This window comes from Butyricicoccus sp. (genome assembly GCF_977037065.1).
In genome coordinates, this window is record NZ_CDRQNY010000002.1 from 105034 (window position 1) to 123842 (window position 18809).

An 18809-nucleotide genomic window follows, 5' to 3' on the forward strand; every position below is an offset into this window, starting at 1 on the left:
AAGTACGTTAAACGGTACTTAGTCTATGAATTTGTGAATCTGCTTTTCAAACGCTTCGCAGACCTCCGGCGGGTTTACAATGCGCACATCGCCTTCCAGACTGAACACCCAGGAAAAAAACTGCGGACTGACGACAACATCCACATCCAGATAAAAATGTTCGTTATCCGCCGGAAACAGACGCAGACTGCTGCCGAAGCGGTCGAGCATGACACCGATAAAGCGGTTCGGGCATTTCAGCTTCACGGTTTTCTCCTCGCCGGAGAACATGCCGAACACCTTACGGGAGTAGGCTGCCGCGTCAAACCGATCATCGAACAGCTGTTTACCCTCACGAGGCAGGTCGGTCTGCACAAGTGAATCCATCTTATCTACGCGGTAGTGGCGGATTTCACCGGCATCGTGATCGAAGGCAATCAGATAGTAATTTTCATTGTCCCACGTCAGTGCCCACGGACTGACGCGGTAGCGCGCACCATCTCGGCGGTACTGCTTTTGAATGCGCGGACTGGCAGAGAAATTCAGCACCCAGTTGAAATAGTGAAACGTAATCTGGACATCGTTGGATATGGCCGCATGCAGCGCATCAATATTGTAGTAAATCTGCTCATTAAGCGTTTTCACACGTTCGGAAACATACACCTGACGCTGGAGCGTATGTGCTTCATGGTCACTGGTGAGGTGCTCGATTTTGCCGATGAGCTCGTTGGATTTCTTCTCGGTGATAAAGCGGGAGCACTGGATTGCATCCACGAGCAGCTTGAGCTCGGGCAGTTCAAATTCGCGTGACGCGACGTAATAGCCGCCGCCGGTACCTCTCTGACAAATTACATCCAGGCCAAAATTCTGGAGTGCTTCGATGTCCGAATAAATGCTTTTGCGCTCAGCGGTAATGCCGCAGCGCTCGAGCGCCGCACGCAGTTCATCTGTGGTGAGTTTATGGTTCTCATCCGTTCGCTGCAGCAGGATTTGGTATAAATACAGCAGCTTCAGCTTTTGATTCGGATTTTTAGACATGGTTAGCCTCACGTTCAGAAAGCGCGTCTTGATACGCCGAAAGCGTGGTTCCATCAAAGCAGATCATGCTTACCTGCTCAATTTCTGCATGTGTTGAAAGATATTCCTCAATCGTACGGATAGCGATTTCAGCGGCACGATTCAGCGGAAAGCGATACACACCGGTGCTGATGGACGGAAACGCCACGGTTTTGCAATTTAATTCAGATGCAATGCGCAGGCAGTTTTGATAGCAGCCTGCCAGCAGTACCGCCTCACCCGCATGTCCACCGCGCCAGATCGGTCCCGGCGTATGAATGACATACCGACATGGCAGACGATATGCTCGTGTTGCTTTGGCTTCGCCAGTCCGACAGCCGCCGAGCGTGCGGCATTCCGCCAGCAGCTCCGGTCCTGCCGCTCGATGAATGGCACCGTCCACACCGCCGCCGCCCAGCAGGGACGTGTTGGCAGCGTTTACGATCGCATCTGTCGTGCATTGGGTAATATCTCCGCGCTGAATAGAAATTCGGCTCATCAGCCATGCCCCTTCCATTAAGTTGTTGGCTTTATTATACGTTGTTTTTCCGAAAATTGCAAGTTTGACGCAAATTGCAGAATGCGTTATAATAAATACAGTATCACAGCAGGCGAGGAGAGCGCAGCAATGGACAAGCCGATGAACGAATACGCCGCAGACGCACCGCGCGTTTTGCGGGATTTTTTAACCTATATTTCCACAATACGCGGCAAATCCGCAAAAACCGCACACGAGTATTATCTTGATTTGCGGCTGTTTTTTCGCGTACTCAAGCACAACAAAGGCGCAGTCGATAAAAATCTTCCGCTTGATGAAATCGACATCAGCGACATTGATCTGGATTTTATCCGTGATATTACGCTGTCGGACACCTATGATTATCTGGAATACATGGCGCAGAGCCGCCCGACTCAGCAGAACAGCAACCACACCAATTACGGATTGAGTGTCAACTCGCGTGCACGCAAGGTCTCTGCGATACGCGCATTTTTTCGGTATTTGACCGATAAACAGCATGTTTTAGAGGTTAATCCGGTCAGCGGACTGGAAGCGCCGACTGTCCGAAAGTCCCTGCCGACTTACCTCACGACAGACGACAGTGTGCGGCTTCTGGAATCCGTCATCGGCCCGTATGCCGAGCGAGATTACTGCATCCTGACGTTTTTCCTTAACTGTGGCATGCGTGTTTCCGAGCTGGTCGGTCTGAATCTGACCGACTTCAAGGACGATACCGTGCGCGTGCTCGGTAAGGGCGGCAAGCAGAGGACGGTATTTCTCAACGATGCGTGTCTCGCCGCGCTCGAACAGTATCTACCCAAACGCCTGGAGCCGAACGAGCAGGACGCGGACGCGCTGTTCGTCAGCAAAAAGCGCAACCGTATTAACGTACAGACGGTCAAGTGGCTGGTAAAGAAATATATCGGTCAGGCCGGTCTCGATCAGAAAAAATACTCTGCGCACAAGCTGCGTCACACAGCGGCAACGCTCATGTACCAGAACGGCGTGGATATCCGCACACTGCAAAGCATTCTTGGTCACTCGAGTGTGGATACGACCATGATCTACACCCACATCGAGAATGAAAACATGCGCGAAGCTGCGGCAAGGAATCCGCTGGCGGAAATCCGGCCGAACGGTGAGCATGTGCCTGTAAAACAGCCGAAAAACAGTGATAAGTAACATAAAAGGGCGCGCTGCAAAATAGTGCGTAAGAAAAGACGGGTAAGTTTCCCCGAAAGGGATTGCTTACTCGTCTTTTTGCTTTATGATTAGGTGTGAAACAAGATCAAACCACCCATTTTCGAAAACAAACGCAGGGACGAAATGCCTTATGTGACCTTTCGTCCCTGCGTTCTTTGCGAACCTGTTCTGCAACAGACTCTTTGTTTTTTTATTACAGCTGCATCTCCAGCGCGGCATCACAGTACGGACAGCGGTCACCGACCTTGCCGTGCAGCGGTACATACAGCTCGCTTCGCGTAATGCACTTGTGGTTGGAGCAGCGGATGCCGGGATCTGCACCGATTTCATGATGACCGGCACGCTCGAACGGCAGCTTGGACAGCGTCAGCAGCAGTGCCATACGGCCGAACATGCCGAACCGCGCCTGGCGGAAGTAGACCGCACGCGGATCATCATCCACGTCCTGTGCAATCTCATCAACACGCGGCAGCGGATGAAGCACCAGCATGTCCTTCTTGGCGCGCTTCATCTTCTCAGCTGTCAGCTGATAATTGCCTTCAAGGTTTGCGTACTCCTCTGCCGTGACAAAGCGCTCGCGCTGAATGCGAGTCATGTACAGCACATCCAGCTCGGGCAGAACTTCATCAATGCTGTCTACCTCGCAGAACGGCATATTGTTGTCTTTCAGGAATTTTACCATATAGTCCGGCAGCTTGAGTGCATCAGGTGCGATCAGATAAAACTGTACATTATGATACCGCTGCAGGAAATGCAGCAGAGAATGCACGGTACGACCGTACTTCAAATCACCGCACAGACCAATCTTCATATCGTCAGCAGAGCCGCGCATACGCAAAATGGTAATCATATCGGCAAGCGTCTGGGTCGGGTGCAGATGACCGCCGTCGCCGGCATTGATGACCGGCACAGACGAGTACATTGAAGCTACCTTGGCTGCGCCCTCTCGCGGGTTGCGCATGACGATCATATCCGCATAGCTGGATACCATGTTGATAGTATCCTTGAGTGTTTCGCCCTTAGACGCAGAAGTGGCGTTCGGATCGGAGAAACCGACAACACTGCCGCCCAGTCTCATCATCGCGGTGGAAAACGACAGGTTGGTACGGGTAGAAGGTTCATAAAACAGGCTGCCCAGCACCTTGCCGCGGCAGGCATCTACATAACCCTCTGGTCGGTCGATAATATTGCTGACCAGCTTGTACAGATCGGAAAATTCCTTTTCCGTTAAATCACATAAATCAATAATATGGCGCATGCAAACTCCATTCCTTTCTACGGTACAGTCGCCCTATTCGTTATTTGTCACTGTTAATGATAGCACAAATAAAGACGAAAGAAAAGAGTTATTTGCACATTGCGTCGATTGGATCGAGAGCGGCCGCACGAACCGCCGGGAGCAGTCCGGCAGCGGCTCCGCTGAGTGTGGAAAGTATCAGCAATCCGGCAAACACACGGCCTTCCGGCAGGAGCAGTGCTGCTCCGAAGTGCAGGAGCGCACCTGCGGCTGCCAGACCGGCGGTTCCGCCGAACAGGCACAGCAGAACAGCCTGCAGGAGAAATGTCCGGCGAATATCATGCGGCTGTGCGCCGAGCGCCAGCAGAATTCCGATCTCCCCTGTTTTCTCGTGAGCGGCAGCCAGCATGCTTCCCATAACACCGATGAGCGCGACAAACAGTGTCACCGCACCGACGGCGGCAAACAGGCCGATTCCCATTTCGGCAAGCTGCTGTACGGTCTGCACCGCACCCGACATATTCTGTATATGCACGCCGCGCACCTGCTGTCGATCGGTCAGATACTTTTCGATCTGAGAGCTGACCGAAGCAGTATCTGTCTGCGAAATGCACTGCACGAACACTTGATCCGTGCGTTCGGTTTGCGACGCGATACACGCATACGGCACATAGACCAGATGCGGTGCAACCGCCGACAGCATTCCGCCGAATGCCCCCGTCTGTGCCCGCACAACACCGCATACCGTGAAATACCGGTCGGTGCCGTTTACCTTTAGCCGAATCTGCCGTCCGGTGATATTTGTCCGTCTGTACAGCGTCTGTGCCAGATCATCGCCGACCACGGCGACCGGCTCAGCGTTTGCACACTGCCATGCGTTCGGCAGTGTGCCTGCCAGCATCTCCATTTGCATGACTTCACCGAGCCGTTCGTCTGCACCGAGAAGTACCGCGTGCTCAGTTGTGTGTCCGACACGCACGGTGCCGCTCTGCGCCTTGATCGGCATCAGCGTGCGAATGCCGTCCACATCTTGCTCTATCTCATCCGCCAGTGCTGCCGAGAGTATCGTTCCCGCGTGTCCGCTTTCCGTGTACACCGATAAACCGCTGACGCCGAGTGTCTGCAAACCGACGTCCACCTGTTTTCGCCCATACAGACCAATGGAAAGGATAAGCAGCAGTGCACCGCTTCCAACCGCAACAGAAAGCGCGCAAAGTGCCGTCCGCAGCAGACTTTCCCGCAGATTATGTGCCGCCAGTGACAGAATATCCCGCAGTCTCATGTCTGTACCTCCACCGGATCACCGTCAGTCAATTCATCGGGCGGCGACAGAATGACCGATACACCTGTCGGCAAGCCGTCTATAATTTCAACCGTATCCTCGAGCAGATAGCCGGTCTGTACCGCGCACTGCACGGCATGGCCGTCCTGCACACAGAATACAAACTCTTGTTCTCCACGCTGGCAAATTGCTTCATATGGTACAACCGCAGCATCGTCTCGATGGTCTGTGAACACCTTAACGGTCGCGGAATAGCCGGGGCGCAGATTTTTGGTTGAGCCGTTCAAATCAAGCAGCACCTCAACGGTTGCTTCGGCATCTTCGTTTGTCAGACTAAAGGTTTTCACAGCCGCAGGCGCGATTGCGGTTAATTCGGCGTGAAAGGTGCCGTCCACTGCAGAAAATGTGATGTTAGCGCGCTGCCCGACAGCAAGCTCTCCCACATATAGCTCGGGAGACTGCGCACGCACGCGCAGCTTATCCGGATTTGCAATTTGTATGCACGGCATATCGGCCGATACGCTCTCGCCCGCCTGCGGCACGGTCAGCACAGTACCGTCCATCGGTGCATACAGCGCGTGAGCGTCCTCGGCGGTGACAGTGTTCACCGTGCCGGAAATTGCAAACACGCTCTGTGCGGTCTGCCAGTAATCCGCAGCTGTTTGCGATCTGCCGATATCAGTCAGCGTGCACAGAATATCACCCTTCTGCACGGTGTCGCCTGTTGCGGCATACACTGCACTTACTACACCATTTTTCGCCGGACAAACCGCTGTGCTCTCTGCGGACTCGACCGTACCGAAAATCGTCACACTATTGTAGATATCCTGCGTTTCGGCGGCCGCTGTGCGTACCAAAACCGCCTCCGGCGGACGGTGCTTCCACGACCAGAACAGCATTGCCGTCAGCACACCTGCCGTCGTAAGCAGCACCGCGCGGATCTTATTCTCCAAATGCAAAACCTCCCCTGACGCAAACTGAGTTTAGTCTGCGGAGAGGAGGTGAAAATTATGCTTACAATACGGCACGAATCGCGTCACCGACGGTTTTCGCACGCACGATATTCATTTTCTGCAGCAGGTCCTCGTCTACATCCTGCATAGGCATGATGCAGGTGTGGAAACCAAGGCGGTATGCCTCATTGATACGCTGTCCCGGATTGGACACCGCACGCAGCTCGCCGGTCAGGCCGACCTCGCCGAAGCTCATGACGCCTTCCGGCAGCGGCTTGTCCCGAAAGCTGGATGCGATTGCCAGCACCATCGGCAAATCCACAGCAGGCTCGTCCAGCCGCATGCCGCCGACGACGTTGACGTACACATCGCTCGACGACAGAAACAGCCCGCAGCGTTTTTCCAGAATGGCGAGCAGCAGCACCATGCGGTTGTAGTCCACGCCGGCAGCGGTGCGGCGCGGCACACCAAACTGCGTTTTCGCAGCAAGCGCCTGCACCTCGGCGAGCAGAGGACGGCTGCCCTCCATCACGCAGGCAATGCAGTTGCCGGACGCACCCTGCGGATGACCGGCCAGCATAGCCGCAGACGGATTCTGCACCTCGAGCAAACCGTGATCGCTCATTTCAAACACGCCGATTTCATTGGTTGAACCGTAGCGGTTTTTCGCCGCACGCAGACAGCGGAACGGACCTGCGGATTCCCCTTCAAAATACAGCACGCAGTCCACCATGTGCTCAAGGATTTTGGGGCCTGCCAGCGTACCCTCTTTGTTGACATGACCAACAATAAAAATCGTCACGTTACGATTCTTCGCGTACTGCATCAGACTCATCGCGCATTCCTTGATCTGGGTCGTACCGCCGGGAGCGGCAGTTAAATCGCGCTTATAGACCGTCTGGATAGAGTCCACGATTAGAATATCCGGCTCGAGCAGCTCGGTTTCGTTGATGATCTGCTCCATGTCGGTCTCGGCAAGGATATACAGCTCGGGTGAAGAAATGTGCAGGCGTGCCGCACGAATTTTGATCTGCTTGAGCGATTCCTCGCCCGAAACATAGAGCACGCGTGCGTTTTTGCACATTTCCTGACACATCTGCAGCAGCAGCGTCGATTTGCCGATGCCCGGCTCACCGCCGACCAGCACAAACGAGCCGTGTACAGCGCCGCCGCCGAGAACGCGGTCGAGTTCACCGATTCCAGAATGGAACCGGCTTTCGTCTCCGGTATCAATATCCTTGAGCAGCGTCGGCCGCGATTCGCCGCGCTGAAATGTATTCGTGCCGCGTGCCGCCGAAACCGGCTTCTCCTTGAATTCGCTCATGGTGTTCCATGCGCCGCAGGACGGACATTTGCCGTACCATTTCGGACTTTCATATCCGCAGTCACCGCACAGAAAAACTGTCTTTTGCTTCATATTTCCTCCGTTACATACCGCTCTGGCTGCGTAAATATCCGCAGATCACGGCGGCAGCAAGTTGTTTGTGATAGGTTTCGTCCCGCAGCCGCGCTTCTTCGGCCGGATTGGACAGAAAGCCGCATTCGATGATAACCGCCGGACAGTCCAGCCTTTTCATCAGATAGATGGCGCTGTCTGCCTGTTTAGCCTTGCGATGATTCAATGGGTCGCAGCCGTCGATCAAGCACTGCTGTATCTGCTCGGCCAACGGCTTGCTCTGCACATTCCCTGCCGAGTAGAACACCTGTGCGCCATGGTACTGTGCGTCACTGAATTTATTCAGGTGAATGCTCAGAAACACCGGTGACGGAATGCTGTTCACCAGCTTTTCCCGTGCCTTGATATCTGCGATTTTGTTCTCTCGCACCGTGCGGGAAGGATTGTAATCAAGTGCATTTTCATCCGGCCGCGTCATAGCAGTCGGCACACCGAAGAAATTCGCCAGCACTTGCACCCGTTTTGCAATGCTCAAATTGATATCCTGCTCGGCGGTTCCATCCGCGCCGACCGCGCCGCCGTCGAAGCCGCCGTGTCCGGCATCAATGACGAGCGTGGTTTGAGCGTTCCCTGCCGTCTGCATTGCACGGGTTTTCTGCTCCATGCCAAAGCACAGCACCAGCGCCAGTGCCGCCGCGGCACAAACGCCGCATTTCAGCCGTCTCTCCATCTCCGCACCTCCGTATCACACAAATATGCGAAAAAGGCGGAACTTATGCGTTTACTTGGGCGCGTTCAGCACAGCATCTGCACCGGTTTTGTCCAGTGTGCTGATGATAACAGGCTCTGCCGTCATGCCGTCCAGCGTGAAGGCTGCGGAAACGCTCTGCCTGCGAATCGTGCCGCCGCTGACCGACTGCGTTACCGTGGTCGGCTGCAGCCGGACGGCTTCGTCTAAATCACCCATTGCACTCTCGACCGACCAGAGCAGTTCGGTGTACGCATTCGGCGTATCGGCACAGGTAATGGTCCAGCTGCCTGCACGCTGATTCAGCGAATCGACACATACCAGCGGTACGCGGCCATACATCGCGGCAAGGCTCTCCTGCTCAGCGGCAGTCACCAACTCTGCCGACCACGAGCCATTCAGCTTGTGGTACAGCGCACCGTCCGACAGATAACTCTGCGTCAGCAGCTGCTTATCCGATGTATTCGGCGCGGAAAGCGTCATTTTACGGTCGGTGAGCAGTTCGTTCTTCTCGCGGTCGAATACGGTGGTCTCGCTCGTCTGCACCTGCATGACGATCTTGTCGTCATGGGCCACAGCCACCGGAGACGCAAACTCGCTGTTGACCGAGTAATGCAGCAGAGCATCCATACCGGCGGTTGCCTCGCGGTACTGCGCGTAGGTCGAAAACAGATTCTGATACGATTTCGCGTTCGCTTCGGTTATCGCGTTTTCGCTGACAAGCTGGTCCAGCAGCGTGCCTTCACTGTTCTTCGGTGAAACGGACAGCGCCGTGTAGCTTGCCGCTGCAGCATCGTCGCGCAGAAAATTCTGCACGTTGATGATACCGGTGTCGTAAATACCCTGCTCACGAGCAGTCTCTATCGCGTTCGCATAGCTGAAATCCGCCGTATCCGAGTAGCCGAGCGCACGCAGCAGGAAGGTCGCGTACATCTGCGCGGTGCACTTGCCGGTCGGATTGAAGGTCGTCCGGCTCGTGCCGTTCACCAGACCGTTGCTGTACAGATACTGCACATACGGCTTTTCCCATCCCTTGAGATCGGTAAACGGTGCAGTATACGTCAGCGTCTTGACCTCAGCCTCCTTGCCGAGCAGCCGCACCAGCATGACAGCCGCTTCCGCCCTGGTCGGCGTGCGGTCAAGATCGTAGCCGTTCTGCGTGCCCTGAAACAGACCCATTTCGTGCAGCGAATCCGCACAATTCGTATAATTTGCCGCAAAGGCCGAAGCGGTCAGCATAGCAGCGGCAGCCGCGCCAACACAGACAGCGCGTAACCATTTATTCATAGCCCTATCCTCCTGAACTGATATTGCCGATAAAAATACAGTATAAGTATAGCACAAAGTCATGTGTTTTCCAACAACAAAACGGATATACTACTCGCAGAAGGAGTGTATCCAATATGACGAATATTCAAAAATGCGGCGTGATCGGTGTAGGCTTTGTCGGCGCGACCTGCGCGTACACATTGGCGGTTTCCGGGCTATTCTCCGATCTGGTACTCGTGGATATGAACCGCGCCAAGGCTATCGGTGAGGCATCGGACATCAATCATGGTGTGGCGTTCAGCAAGCCGTGCCGCGTCACTGCCGGAGACTATGCTGACCTCGCCGAATGCGGTCTTATCATCATTGCGGCAGGCGCAAACCAGAAACCGGGCGAAAGCCGTCTGGAGCTGCTCGGACGCAATAAAGGCATCCTATCCTCCATCATTGCACAGCTTACGGCAGTCAATCGTGAGGCGATCCTGTTGGTTGTGTCCAATCCGGTCGATGTGCTGACCTGTCTGGCGCAGCAGTTGAGCGGCTTCCCTGCCGGACGTGTGCTCGGTTCCGGTACCGTGCTGGATACTGCGCGGCTCAAGTATCTGCTCGGGCAGCGGCTTGGCGTGGACAGCCGCAACGTGCATGCGTTTATCATCGGCGAACACGGCGACAGCGAGCTGGCGGTATGGTCGAGCGCTAACATCTCCGGTGCCGATCTGGACGATTACTGCCGCATTGCAGGCATCACCGAGCCTGCAGACGAGCTTTCCCGTATTTACGAACATGTGCGCGATGCGGCTTACCAGATTATCGACAGCAAAGGCGCAACCTATTACGGTATCGGCATGGCGGTGCGGCGTATCGCGGAGGCCATTGTGCGCAATGAACATTCCGTGTTGCCGGTCACCTCGATGATTCACGGACACTACGGCGTGGACGGTATTTGTCTGGGTGTGCCGACTATCGTCGGACGAAACGGCGCGGAAGCCGTGCTGGATATTCCACTCTCCGAGGAAGAACTGGCACAGCTGCAGCGTTCCGCGGACACAATGCGCGAAATGATCGACAAGCTGGACGGATAACACAAAAGGGACAGAGCCAATGCTCTGTCCCCTGTTCTATATGCGTACTTTTAGAAGTCAAGGTTTACCATAACGTCGGAAACATCCGGCTTCTCTGCAATCAGACCCTGATCGTACATCCAGTCAATGTTCTCCTGCCAGCACTGCTCGGTCTGAGAGAGGAACTTCGCGTCCTCGGTCTCCATGAGCGGCAGCAGCGTCTCACAGGACTTCTTCTCTACATCCGGGTCGAGTGCAAAGTTTGCCTCATCCTGATTGTCGAGCAGAACCTGCAGAACATCGTCGGTGTTGCTCTTGAAGTCCTCAAAGCCCTTGCTGCAAGCGCGCAGGAAGCCCTTCAGCGTATCGGAATTGTTCGCAATCATATCATCGCTTGCGAGGAAAATACCTTCGTAATACTTCGGCACACCGTAATCATCCGGGAAGAAGTAATTGACCTCGAAGCCTTCCTTCTCCATCTGCGGTACCTCGTGGTTGACCAGACAGCCGATGGTTGCATCGACGTTGCCGGTGGTCATCGAGCTCATCAGGTCGAAGCCAACGTCAACCATGTTCACGCTGTTCGGATCGGCACCGTTGGACTGCATGATGCTGCGGACCAGTGCCTCGGAAAGCTCGGTGCCCGCGTAGCCGACAGTCTTGCCCTCCAGATCCTTCGGCGTAGTGATGTTCTTGTCCTTGAGCGACAGGATGATGTTCAGCGGACCCTGAACCACTGCACCGATGGACTTAATCGGCACATCCTGCTCAGCACGAGCCTGAATGACATCCTGCTGATAATACAGACCAATGTCTGCCTTGCCGGCGGCAACCATGCTCATGGCATCGTTTACGCCTGCCGGAGACTGGATATCCACATCCAGGCCTTCCTCTGCGAAGTAACCCTTCTCCTGCGCTTCGTACAGGAATGCATGCAGGGCATTCGGATACCAGTCGAGCACAACGGTCAGGTGCTGCAGATCATCGCTGCCGCTTTTTGCCGCATCAGACTGTGCGGCGTTCTGTGCGCCGCAGCCGGTCAGCAGCATGGTGCCTGCTGCCAGAAGTGCAAGAATACGCTTTTTCATATATGATTTTCTCCTTATGTTAGAACAAAAATTTCGCTTTTTCTTAAAATTGTGTTATCAAGGTTATAAGCTGCTGCGCCAGGTGATAATTTTCTTTTCCAGCCAGCTTACAATGCCTACTGCGATCATCGCAACCACGCTCAGCAGTACGATCGGTGCAAACACGCCGGCGCCGTCCAGCTGCGTCATCATGCGGCGGCTGAAATAGCCGAGACCCGCCTGTGCGCCCAGCCACTCGCCGATCGCAGCTCCGATGATCGACATCGGGATCGCCATTTTGAGCGCCGAGAAAAAGTACGGCAGCGCTGCCGGAATCTTCAGCTTGAGGAAAATTTCCTTCTTGCCTGCGCCGAAGGTCTTGAGCATATCGACCATATCGGTCTTCGCCGAGCGGAAGCCGTCAAATACGGTCATCGCGATCGGGAAGAACGTGATGAGCACGGTGACGAGCACCTTGCTCCAGATCGTGTAGCCGAACCAGAGCACAAACAGCGGCGCAAGTGCGGTTGTCGGAATGGTCTGTGAAGCGACGATGAGCGGGTACAGCATTTTCTCCGCCGACGGACTCGCGTCCATTACGATGGCGAGCAGCAGACCGAGCGCGATCGAGATCGCAAGGCCGACTCCGGTACACAGCATGGTGGCCGGCAGATGTGCGGTGAACAGCGGTTTGCGCAGCTCCCACAGGCGCACAAGCACCTGTGTCGGCGACGGCAGAATGTAGGCCGCATTCATGCCCATGGCTATGCACTGCCAGACGATGAGCAGCGCGAACATAAAGATCAGTGCGGGCAGATTTGCATTCTTTTTCATGCCTGCACCTCTTTTCTGAGCAGAGAAATCAGATTTTCTCTCAACTCAAGCATCTTCGGGTCGGTCAGGCACGCACGCGTGCGCGGATACGGTGCAGGCACCTCAAACGAGTGCAGCTTGCGGATTGGTGTATCCTCCACGACCAGAACACGGCCGGACAGGAAAATAGCCTCCTCTACATCGTGAGTGATGAACAGGACGGTCTTGCTGTCCTGCTCCCATTGGTCGAGCAACCACTCCTGCATAGTGATGCGCGTGAGAAAGTCGAGCGCGGAAAAAGGTTCATCGAGCAGCAGCAGTTCCGAGCCGGTCAGCAGCGTACGCGCGAATGCCGCACGCTGACGCATGCCGCCGGAAAGCTCCTCCGGGCGCTTGTCGCCCCAGCCAGCCAAACCGACGTGCTCGAGCGTTTCCGCTGCACGCTTGTCCATCTCCGCGCGGGAAATGCCGCCGCGAATCTCCATCGGAAGACGCAGGTTTTCGTTCACCGTGCGCCACGGAAACAGCAGGTCGCGCTGCGGCATGTAGCCGCAGTAGCCGCGCCGTCCGTCAATGCTCTTGCCGTCTACCAGAATCTCGCCGCTCCTGCGCGGCAGAAGCTGGTTGGTCAGGCGGAAAATCGTGGATTTGCCGCAGCCGGACGGCCCGATGACCGACACAAATTCTCCCTTCTCAAGATGGAAGGACAGACCGTCAATGATGTTAAAATCCTCACTGTCGTACTGAAAAACGACGCTCTGAAACTCCAGCATAGCTTACATCGCCTCGTTCCAGGCCATGTCCCAGAACATGCTCTCGTAGCGCGAGCACGCGACGAAAATATCGGTCAGACGCGCAAGCTGCGACTCGGTATAGCCCTCACTCAGACGCTCCATATAAGCGACCAGCTTGCGGTTTTCTGCCGCATAGTCCTCGGATGCGTAGCCCTGCACCCATTCACCGTAGAACTCATGCTGATCGGCGTTCGGGTAGTTGGCGACGATCCACTTGGCGATGTATTCATAGCTGAGTGCACACGAAAGCACAGCCGCCATAATCTCCGCCGGACCTTCCTCGGCTGCAACAGCGCGCATGTAGGATGTGTAAGACTCGTTATTCAGCGATGGCTTGACGCGCTCTGCGTCCTCCTCGGTGATGCCGAGACGGTTCATGTAGCCGCGGTGAATGTTCATCTCACCGCCGAGAATATTCGCCACCGAGGTTGCGAATACACGCATGATCTCGGGATCGCGGGACTTGACAACGCCCTGCGCGAACACCTTTGCGTAATCAAACAGGTAAACATAATCCTGCAGAAGATAAAAACGAAATTTTTGAATGTCGAGGCTGCCGTCGGCAATACCGTGGACAAACGGATGGTTCAAATAGCCTTCCCAGATGTCCTGCGTTGCGGCAAGCAGTCTTTCGGTGGTTTTGTTGTTCAAGGTGGTACCCCCAATGAAAGTATGTTGATGATTTTCCTAAGACTAACGGCAAAATTCTGCCGGCAGCATTTTTCTGCTTACAGAATCTGCAAACAGAGGTTCGTCGTCAGTTCGTCCGCATTCAGCAGACTTACTGCGTCGATCAGGCGCGTACGAAAGGAAGCGGTGCCCTCCATCTCTTTACGCACACGCGCCTCGGCTGTTTCTCCGCAATGCTTCATCACCTCCGATGCAGTGACTGCGGCTTCTAACAATATATCTGGATTCGCACCGCAGTACACGCCGGTCAGTGAGGTGAGCATACAGCCTGCGCCGGTAATCCGCCGCAGATACGCACTGCCGCCGCGTACCACTGCGGTACGGGTTCCATCGGTAATTACATCCATCGCGCCGGTGAGCATGACGACAGCTCCGGTCCGGCGGCTGAACGACCGCAGCCACGCTGCGGATTCCTGTAAATTGTCCTCGGTCACGCTGTCGAGCGCACTGGCTTCCACGCCGGTTTCCTGCTCGGCTCCTGCGGCGAGCGCCCGCACTTCGGATGCATTGCCGCGAATGACCGAAACAAGATTTTCACTTAACAGACGGGAACACATTTCACGCCGGAGCGTGCTGGCACCGGCGGCTACCGGATCGAGTACGACCGGATTGCCGTTTCGCCTGGCAATCTTGGCTGCACGCAGCATGGCCTCCTGCGCGCGGACAGCACCCATGTTGAGTACAAGCGCCTGCGCGTGCGAGGTAATCTCCTCGACCTCGCGCTCATCCTGCGCCATAATGGCCGTGCCGCCTGCCGCAAGGATGATATTCGCGCAATCGTTGATGGTAACATTATTGGTGATGGAATGCACCATCGGTGTGCGGTTCTGTGTATTTTCGAGAACGGTTTTAATGGTTTCGATCAATGCTTAGCACCTTCCAGTGTGCTGAGAACATGCGTGCGCTTGAGGGCACTCAGCACCAGAACAGAAATTGCGGCACCTACCGCAGTGGACACGAGGAAGGACGGCACAAAGGTGAACAGAGCTGCCTTGGTATTGCCCATCACGAATGCGGCAATCGGGTAGGAAGCCAGACCGCCGAGAATGCCGGTGCCGAATACCTCACCGATGTAAGCGACCGGCAGCTTCGGGCAGGCCTTGTAGGCCAGACCGCACAGCAGCGCACCGATCATCGAACCCGGGAACGCCAGCAGACTTCCCAAGCCGAGCACATTGCGAATCAGTGCTGCTGCAAAGCCCATGCCAAGTGCGTACCACGGGCCCAACAGAACGGCGCCGAGCACATTTACCATATGCTGCACCGGCGAGCACTTCGCGCCAAGCACCGGTATAGAAAACAGGCTGCCAACGACCGCAACTGCGACGAGAACGCCTGCAATGGTCAGTTTACGGATAGAATTCTTTTTCATTGTCTTTCACTCCTCCGAAAAAATACGGCAAAAATGGTTAAGCGGACCGCAGCCATGCCCCAGACCGGGTGCATGACGGATAGCGTCGGTGACGTACTCTTTAGACAGCTTTACCGCCTCGGGCACACTGTGGCCGAGCGCCAGATTGGATGCGATCGCAGAGGACAGCGTGCAGCCCGTGCCGTGCGTGCTGGTGGTGTTGATCTGCTCAATCTCAATACGGTGACAGGTCTCGCCGTCAAACAGTACATCCACCGCACCTGCGATGTTCTTGCCGCCCTTGACGAGCACGTTCCTGCAGCCTTTGGCATAGATGCGGCGTGCTGCCTCCTCCATGTCCTCCGGCGTGCGGATTTCCATATCTGCCAGATACTGCGCCTCCGGTACGTTCGGAGTCAGCACCTCAGCAAACGGCAGCACGGTCTCAATAAGTGTGCCGACAGACGCCGGATCCATCAGCGGATCACCGTTTTTGGCGAACATCACCGGATCAATCACGATGTGCGCCGGCTTGTACTGTGCCAGCTTGCCGGCTACCGCCTTCATGCACTCCGGCGAGGACAGCATGCCGATTTTAACCGCATCCGGCACGATGTCTTCAAACACCGCGTCAATCTGCTCCTCGATCATCCGGGGACTAATGTCCTGAATGTCGATCACACGTGCGGTGTTTTCCGCTACGACTGATACGATAACACTCATGCCGAACACGCCGTGTGCCGCCATGGTTTTCAGATCGGCCTGTACACCTGCACCGCCGGAGCAGTCCGAACCGGCAATGGTAAGCACTGTTTTCATTCCTGTTCCCTCCAATTTTATCATCGCTGCCGGGAAAATAAAAAATGCCTCGTTTTCACCCTGCGGCAAAACCGAAGCACTCAATCCCAGCAATGCGACAGCTTCCCTACAATGGCATTAACCAACAGGTTCAAAAGGTTGGGTTTCTCGCCCTCTCAGCCGCTCATCACAGCACCCTTGCTTGTCTTTTACATAATATCAGTATAAGCCGTGTAAAATGCATTTGTCAAGTATAGAATCTTGCTGTATATGATACGCCGTTAAAAAATAAACAAATTTTTATTTATCAATACTGCCGGATTTGCAGGTGTTGCCAAAATTGCATTTTTCGTCTCCTGTCCGGTTGACAAACGGCAAAAAGAGGTCTATTATACGAATCGTTCAGTAGCCAAATGCTTTGAACAGGACATGACGTATCCGTATCACCGCTCACAGAAAGCCGTCGGTCGTGCAAGACGGCAGCAAGGCACGGGTTCGCTATCCCCTGCGAGCAGCTTCGATCAAAGGCAATGCCGAGTAGTCGAGGCCGGATATCCACCGTTAACAGGAAAAGCCCTCCGGAAGAATGCGGTACCGGGCGGCAATGAGAGGTCGGCAGCGTACTGTCGGCAAGCAAAGTGGTAACGCGGAAGTAAATACAGCAATAATGTATATGCCTTCGTCTTTGCAGGATCATCTTCGTGATCCTCCTGCATGGACGAAGGCTTTTTTGCGTACCTTTGGCTGCGGAATCGCAAATCATTTCCAGAAAGAGACGAAAAAACATGAACACACTTGTAATTGTGCTGATCGCGGCTGTTGTTCTGTTCGGCGCGTACGTTTTCTACGGACGCTGGCTGGCGAACAAATGGGGTATCAACCCGAAAGCCAAGACGCCTGCCGTTGAATTTAATGACGGCAAGGACTTTGTGCCGACCAACGGCTGGACGGTATTCAGTCACCAGTTCTCCTCCATCGCGGGCGCAGGCCCTGTAACCGGTGCAATTCAGGCTGCGGCGTTCGGCTGGCTGCCGGTACTGCTGTGGGTGCTGATCGGCGGCGTATTCTTCGGCGCGGTAACCGACTTCGGTGCGCTGTACGCTTCGGTTAAGAACAAGGGCAAGTCGATGGGTATGCTGATTGAGAAGTACATCGGCAAAACCGGCCGCAAGCTGTTCCTGATTTTCTCGTGGATCTTCTGCTGCATCGTTGTTGCAGCATTCGCAGATATGGTTGCGGGCACATTCAACGCCTACACTGTCACTGACGCAGGCGTTACCGAGCTGGCTGCTGCCGCAACCACCAACGGTGCGGCAGGCATGATCTCCATCATGTTTATGGTATTCGCGGTTGTGCTCGGCCTTATCCAGAAAAAGTTTAACCTGACCGGCTGGAAGGAAGCCGTTGTCGGCATTGTGTGCATCGTTGCCTCCTTTGCAATCGGCATGAACTGCCCGCTTATCTTCGGCAAGGCAGCATGGAGCTATATCACCTTCGTTTATATCTTCTTCGCCGCTGTCCTTCCGATGTGGCTGCTCAAGCAGCCGCGCGACTACATGACCACCTTCATGTTCATCTGCATGATCGCAGGCGCAGTCGTCGGTCTGGTTGTTGCACATCCGACTATGAACCTGCCGGTATTCACCGGTTTTACCAATGAGAAGCTCGGCACGATGTTCCCGATCCTGTTTGTAACCGTTGCATGCGGTGCGGTTTCCGGTTTCCACAGTCTGGTTTCCTCGGGTACGTCCTCCAAGACCATCGAGAACGAAAAGGACATGCCCAAGGTTGGCTATGGCGCAATGGTGCTGGAAAGCCTGCTGGCTGTTCTGGCACTGTGCGTTGCCGGTGCTGCTGCTGCAGCTGACGGTACGCCGGCAGCGGGCACGCCGTTCCAGGTATTCAGCAGCGGTGTCGCAGGCTTCTTCGAGATGTTCGGCGTTCCGGTTTATGTTGCCACTGCATTTATGACCATGTGCGTTTCCGCACTGGCGCTGACCAGTCTGGACGCGGTTGCGCGTATCGGCCGCATGAGCTTTCAGGAGCTGTTCTCCGTCGATGACATGGAGCATGCCGAGGGCTGGCGCAAGCTGTTCTGCAACGTATATTTCTCCACGGTTATCACGCTGGCATTTGGTTTTCTGCTTACCAAGATCGGCTACGCCAATATCTGGCCGCTGTTCGGTTCTGCCAACCAGCTGCTGAGCGCTCTGGTGCTTATCACGCTCTGCGTATTCCTCAAGGTTACCGGCCGCAGCAACAAGATGATCTTCCCGCCGCTGATCATCATGCTGTGTGTTACCTTCACCGCGCTGGTGCAGCGTTTCCTTGCTATGGTAAAGGCGATCTCTGCTGCCGCCTCGACGGCTATTCCGGCCGGTGAGACCACTTGGGGAGCGGTATTCATCGCAAACGGTCTGCAGCTTATCCTTGCGGTACTGCTGATTGTGCTCGGTCTGACGATCGTTATCCACTCGTTCAAGAGCTATGCCAAGAGCGAGAGAAACAGCGAGAACGCGTAAAGCCGATTCTTCATATAACAAAAACGGCTTCAAAAAACCGAAGCCGCAAGACTATCGAAAAACCCGGTTGCAGCCTAATGCAACCGGGTTTCTT

General features: G+C 55.0%; 18 protein-coding genes. 3 read left to right on the forward strand and 15 right to left on the reverse strand.

The window, feature by feature from the left end; translation table 11 throughout:
• Window positions 1–18 precede the first annotated feature (18 nt).
• Both ACWVX6_RS01365 and ACWVX6_RS01370 read right to left on the reverse strand, forming a co-directional pair.
• Window positions 19–1017 carry a helix-turn-helix transcriptional regulator gene (locus ACWVX6_RS01365; protein WP_455152129.1) on the reverse strand — a complete coding sequence of 333 codons (999 nt, stop codon included), beginning with the start codon at window positions 1015–1017 and terminating at the stop codon, window positions 19–21.
• Window positions 1010–1534, reverse strand: a complete 525-nt coding sequence (locus tag ACWVX6_RS01370; RefSeq protein WP_455152130.1) for an O-acetyl-ADP-ribose deacetylase — start codon at window positions 1532–1534, stop codon at window positions 1010–1012. The genes ACWVX6_RS01365 and ACWVX6_RS01370 overlap by 8 nt, the downstream gene beginning before the upstream one ends.
• Before the next feature lie 129 nt (window positions 1535–1663).
• Here ACWVX6_RS01370 and ACWVX6_RS01375 point away from each other — a divergent pair, with 129 nt between their 5' ends.
• Window positions 1664–2716, forward strand: a complete 1053-nt coding sequence (locus ACWVX6_RS01375) for a tyrosine recombinase XerC (protein ID WP_455152131.1) — start codon at window positions 1664–1666, stop codon at window positions 2714–2716.
• Between the two features lie 214 nt (window positions 2717–2930).
• On the opposite strand, the gene pyrB is transcribed toward ACWVX6_RS01375, so the two are convergent.
• The 6 genes from pyrB to ACWVX6_RS01405 all read right to left on the reverse strand — a co-directional run bounded on the left by pyrB (window position 2931) and on the right by ACWVX6_RS01405 (window position 9640).
• Window positions 2931–3995: an aspartate carbamoyltransferase gene (pyrB, locus tag ACWVX6_RS01380; protein WP_117488072.1), complete on the reverse strand. Its 1065-nt coding sequence runs from the start codon at window positions 3993–3995 to the stop codon at window positions 2931–2933.
• A gap of 88 nt (window positions 3996–4083) precedes the next feature.
• Window positions 4084–5256 (reverse strand): ABC transporter permease, encoded by a 1173-nt coding sequence (locus ACWVX6_RS01385; RefSeq protein WP_455152132.1) that lies wholly within the window; start codon window positions 5254–5256, stop codon window positions 4084–4086.
• Window positions 5253–6209 (reverse strand): efflux RND transporter periplasmic adaptor subunit, encoded by a 957-nt coding sequence (locus tag ACWVX6_RS01390; protein WP_455152133.1) that lies wholly within the window; start codon window positions 6207–6209, stop codon window positions 5253–5255. Before ACWVX6_RS01390 ends, ACWVX6_RS01385 begins: the two co-directional genes overlap by 4 nt.
• 61 nt (window positions 6210–6270) lie before the next feature.
• Entirely contained in the window at window positions 6271–7626 is a 1356-nt protein-coding gene (gene radA, locus ACWVX6_RS01395; RefSeq protein WP_110436803.1) for a DNA repair protein RadA, read from the reverse strand.
• 10 nt (window positions 7627–7636) lie between these two features.
• Window positions 7637–8335, reverse strand: coding sequence for an N-acetylmuramoyl-L-alanine amidase (locus ACWVX6_RS01400; RefSeq protein ID WP_455152134.1), 699 nt, complete (start codon window positions 8333–8335; stop codon window positions 7637–7639).
• Window positions 8336–8386: 51 nt separating this feature from the next.
• A complete protein-coding gene (locus ACWVX6_RS01405) occupies window positions 8387–9640 on the reverse strand; it encodes an S-layer homology domain-containing protein (protein WP_455152135.1) in 1254 nt (417 codons plus the stop codon).
• A 116-nt stretch (window positions 9641–9756) separates the two neighbouring features.
• Between ACWVX6_RS01405 and ACWVX6_RS01410 the strand changes: the two genes are divergently transcribed.
• The gene (locus tag ACWVX6_RS01410) at window positions 9757–10701 is read left to right on the forward strand and encodes an L-lactate dehydrogenase (protein ID WP_455152136.1); all 945 of its coding nucleotides are present in this window, start codon (window positions 9757–9759) and stop codon (window positions 10699–10701) included.
• A 50-nt stretch (window positions 10702–10751) separates the two neighbouring features.
• On the opposite strand, the gene ACWVX6_RS01415 is transcribed toward ACWVX6_RS01410, so the two are convergent.
• The 7 genes from ACWVX6_RS01415 to thiD all read right to left on the reverse strand — a co-directional run bounded on the left by ACWVX6_RS01415 (window position 10752) and on the right by thiD (window position 16214).
• Window positions 10752–11768: an ABC transporter substrate-binding protein gene (locus ACWVX6_RS01415; RefSeq protein WP_110436807.1), complete on the reverse strand. Its 1017-nt coding sequence runs from the start codon at window positions 11766–11768 to the stop codon at window positions 10752–10754.
• A gap of 63 nt (window positions 11769–11831) precedes the next feature.
• Window positions 11832–12581 (reverse strand): ABC transporter permease, encoded by a 750-nt coding sequence (locus tag ACWVX6_RS01420; protein WP_110436808.1) that lies wholly within the window; start codon window positions 12579–12581, stop codon window positions 11832–11834.
• Complete coding sequence (locus tag ACWVX6_RS01425) at window positions 12578–13333, reverse strand: ABC transporter ATP-binding protein (RefSeq protein WP_110436809.1); 756 nt, start codon at window positions 13331–13333, stop codon at window positions 12578–12580. Before ACWVX6_RS01425 ends, ACWVX6_RS01420 begins: the two co-directional genes overlap by 4 nt.
• A 3-nt stretch (window positions 13334–13336) precedes the next feature.
• Window positions 13337–14005 carry a thiaminase II gene (tenA, locus tag ACWVX6_RS01430; protein WP_110436810.1) on the reverse strand — a complete coding sequence of 223 codons (669 nt, stop codon included), beginning with the start codon at window positions 14003–14005 and terminating at the stop codon, window positions 13337–13339.
• Window positions 14006–14082: 77 nt separating this feature from the next.
• Complete coding sequence (gene thiM, locus ACWVX6_RS01435; RefSeq protein ID WP_455152137.1) at window positions 14083–14910, reverse strand: hydroxyethylthiazole kinase; 828 nt, start codon at window positions 14908–14910, stop codon at window positions 14083–14085.
• The gene (thiW, locus tag ACWVX6_RS01440; protein WP_455152138.1) at window positions 14907–15416 is read right to left on the reverse strand and encodes an energy coupling factor transporter S component ThiW; all 510 of its coding nucleotides are present in this window, start codon (window positions 15414–15416) and stop codon (window positions 14907–14909) included. Before thiW ends, thiM begins: the two co-directional genes overlap by 4 nt.
• 6 nt (window positions 15417–15422) lie before the next feature.
• Window positions 15423–16214 carry a bifunctional hydroxymethylpyrimidine kinase/phosphomethylpyrimidine kinase gene (gene thiD, locus ACWVX6_RS01445; RefSeq protein WP_116704919.1) on the reverse strand — a complete coding sequence of 264 codons (792 nt, stop codon included), beginning with the start codon at window positions 16212–16214 and terminating at the stop codon, window positions 15423–15425.
• 764 nt (window positions 16215–16978) lie between these two features.
• Between thiD and ACWVX6_RS01450 the strand changes: the two genes are divergently transcribed.
• Window positions 16979–18715 carry a carbon starvation CstA family protein gene (locus ACWVX6_RS01450; protein WP_455152139.1) on the forward strand — a complete coding sequence of 579 codons (1737 nt, stop codon included), beginning with the start codon at window positions 16979–16981 and terminating at the stop codon, window positions 18713–18715.
• Window positions 18716–18809: the final 94 nt, after the last annotated feature.

What these genes read in the sequence shown, in the direction of transcription:
- thiD (WP_116704919.1), bottom strand. Translation starts at nt 16,214, where the DNA reads ATGAAAACAGTGCTTACCATTGCCGGTTCGGACTGCTCCGGCGGTGCA.
- ACWVX6_RS01420 (WP_110436808.1), bottom strand. Translation starts at nt 12,581, where the DNA reads ATGAAAAAGAATGCAAATCTGCCCGCACTGATCTTTATGTTCGCGCTG.
- ACWVX6_RS01405 (WP_455152135.1), bottom strand. Translation starts at nt 9,640, where the DNA reads ATGAATAAATGGTTACGCGCTGTCTGTGTTGGCGCGGCTGCCGCTGCT.
- ACWVX6_RS01410 (WP_455152136.1), top strand. Translation starts at nt 9,757, where the DNA reads ATGACGAATATTCAAAAATGCGGCGTGATCGGTGTAGGCTTTGTCGGC.
- ACWVX6_RS01370 (WP_455152130.1), bottom strand. Translation starts at nt 1,534, where the DNA reads ATGAGCCGAATTTCTATTCAGCGCGGAGATATTACCCAATGCACGACA.
- ACWVX6_RS01400 (WP_455152134.1), bottom strand. Translation starts at nt 8,335, where the DNA reads ATGGAGAGACGGCTGAAATGCGGCGTTTGTGCCGCGGCGGCACTGGCG.
- ACWVX6_RS01415 (WP_110436807.1), bottom strand. Translation starts at nt 11,768, where the DNA reads ATGAAAAAGCGTATTCTTGCACTTCTGGCAGCAGGCACCATGCTGCTG.
- thiW (WP_455152138.1), bottom strand. Translation starts at nt 15,416, where the DNA reads ATGAAAAAGAATTCTATCCGTAAACTGACCATTGCAGGCGTTCTCGTC.
- ACWVX6_RS01450 (WP_455152139.1), top strand. Translation starts at nt 16,979, where the DNA reads ATGAACACACTTGTAATTGTGCTGATCGCGGCTGTTGTTCTGTTCGGC.
- ACWVX6_RS01385 (WP_455152132.1), bottom strand. Translation starts at nt 5,256, where the DNA reads ATGAGACTGCGGGATATTCTGTCACTGGCGGCACATAATCTGCGGGAA.
- ACWVX6_RS01365 (WP_455152129.1), bottom strand. Translation starts at nt 1,017, where the DNA reads ATGTCTAAAAATCCGAATCAAAAGCTGAAGCTGCTGTATTTATACCAA.
- ACWVX6_RS01425 (WP_110436809.1), bottom strand. Translation starts at nt 13,333, where the DNA reads ATGCTGGAGTTTCAGAGCGTCGTTTTTCAGTACGACAGTGAGGATTTT.
- radA (WP_110436803.1), bottom strand. Translation starts at nt 7,626, where the DNA reads ATGAAGCAAAAGACAGTTTTTCTGTGCGGTGACTGCGGATATGAAAGT.
- pyrB (WP_117488072.1), bottom strand. Translation starts at nt 3,995, where the DNA reads ATGCGCCATATTATTGATTTATGTGATTTAACGGAAAAGGAATTTTCC.
- ACWVX6_RS01375 (WP_455152131.1), top strand. Translation starts at nt 1,664, where the DNA reads ATGGACAAGCCGATGAACGAATACGCCGCAGACGCACCGCGCGTTTTG.